The sequence below is a fragment of the Ralstonia sp. ASV6 genome, assembly GCF_016429285.1.
Taxonomy (GTDB): Bacteria; Pseudomonadota; Gammaproteobacteria; order Burkholderiales; family Burkholderiaceae; genus Ralstonia; species Ralstonia flaminis.
Map to the genome: position 1 here is coordinate 1 of NZ_JAELUI010000300.1, position 1,576 is coordinate 1,576.

Annotated in this window: 2 protein-coding genes; one reads left to right on the forward strand and one right to left on the reverse strand. The window is 62.2% G+C overall.

Features of this window, described 5'->3' with window-relative positions; translation table 11 throughout:
* On the reverse strand, positions 1–823 hold an 823-nt coding region (locus tag JHD73_RS27620), incomplete at its 3' end, for a Xaa-Pro peptidase family protein (RefSeq protein WP_199033314.1).
* A gap of 210 nt (positions 824–1,033) precedes the next feature.
* On the opposite strand from JHD73_RS27620, the gene JHD73_RS27625 reads away from it, so the two are divergent.
* Positions 1,034–1,576 (forward strand): porin (locus JHD73_RS27625; protein WP_199033315.1); only part of this gene is annotated, 543 nt, incomplete at its 3' end.

A 1,576-nucleotide genomic window follows, 5' to 3' on the forward strand; every position in this document is an offset into this window, starting at 1 on the left:
CGCGCGCCGCTTCCAGCAGATGAAACAGCTCACGCGCACGCGGGTCGGGGCGTGTGGTGAAGAACGTGCGCTCGCTTTCTGCCGCGTAGCCGTTGACGCGGGTCAGCACCATCGCCACGTGTGGGCCTTCACCCAATGTCATGTCCAGGCGCGGAATGGCGTGCGGCTCCGCGCTCAGCGGCGCCGGCCACGCCCCGCAAATGACACGCGTGGCCACCGGGTCCCAGTCAGGGGTCTCGCGGATGATCTTGCGTGAAAGCGCCTGCCCTGGCGTAAACGTCTCGGCCACCAACGCCCCTTCCGAGGCGTTGCGCAGGATCTGCTGGACGCCCCAGTCTGCGTAGTGCGCAGCGCGTTCGATGGCGGCAATCTCCCAGGCAGATTTGATGATGCGGATACCTTCCATCAATTCATAGGGCTCGCCGCCGGCATCGAGCAGCACCTGCGCCATCCACATCGGCAGGCTGGGTTCGAACACGAAACCCGGCTGCAGCAGCCCTTTGCCAAGCAACGCGTCATGCCAGGTCTCCCCTGCTGGGGCCGGGTATTCGCGATAGGTCGAGACACGGTCTTGTGCGCCCCATGCCTTGCCCAGATGGTCAAGTTCAAGCGCTGGCACCACCAACTGGCGCCCACCGTCTGCGCCAAGGATCAGGAAGAACGGCCGCTCCAATGCATCGAAGGTGGCGCCGGTCAGGTAGAACAGGTTGTCGGTATCGGTCAGCACCAGCTGCCGCAGACCCGCCGCGCGCATGGCAGCGCACACCGCATCGGCGCGCCGCTGGAACTCCTGGTCCTGCTCCGGGGTGAAGACGGCTTTCATGGCAATTCCGCGTTGTCCAGCAATTTAAACGTACCGAATGGTACACACTACGTTTAGGCGATGCAACTAGGGAATCTCGCAAATAGCAGCATGATTTTTTTGTACGATCATGTATGTTTTGCAACCCAATTCATCGCTCATTGCGAATGTAATGTACCAAATGGTACGTTAAGAAAAGAATCTGAGAACAGAATCAGGAGGAAGACAGCTATGGGAATTGCAGGCGGCATCCGCACGGCCAGCGTGATCGGTCTTTCCGTGATGGGCTCGGCGTACGCCCAGTCCAACGTCACGCTGTACGGCACGGTTGAAAATGCTCTGTCCTACACCACGCATGTCAATGCAGCGGGCGACAGCCTGTCGGGCATGTCGGCGGGCATTCTCACCACCAGCCGCTTCGGCATGCGTGGGAGGGAAGACCTTGGCCAAGGTTGGGGCGCGACCTTCAACCTGGAGCAAGGGTTTTCTCCGGCTAACGGCGCCACGCAGCAACAGGCCTGGTCGCGCGAATCGTGGGTCGGGCTGGAAGGGCCATATGGCCGGGTCACGCTGGGCCGGACCTACGCCCCCATTCTGGAGGCCGCCTATATGGCCGACCCGCTGCGCGAAGGCACCGGCACGGCATCGGTGGTAGCACTGGGGCAGTTGAGCGTGCTGGCGCCCGGCAACGGCTACCGGCTTGACAAGACGATCCGGTACACCACGCCGGCATCGTGGGGGCCGATCTCGGGCAGCATGCTTTACGCGTTTGGT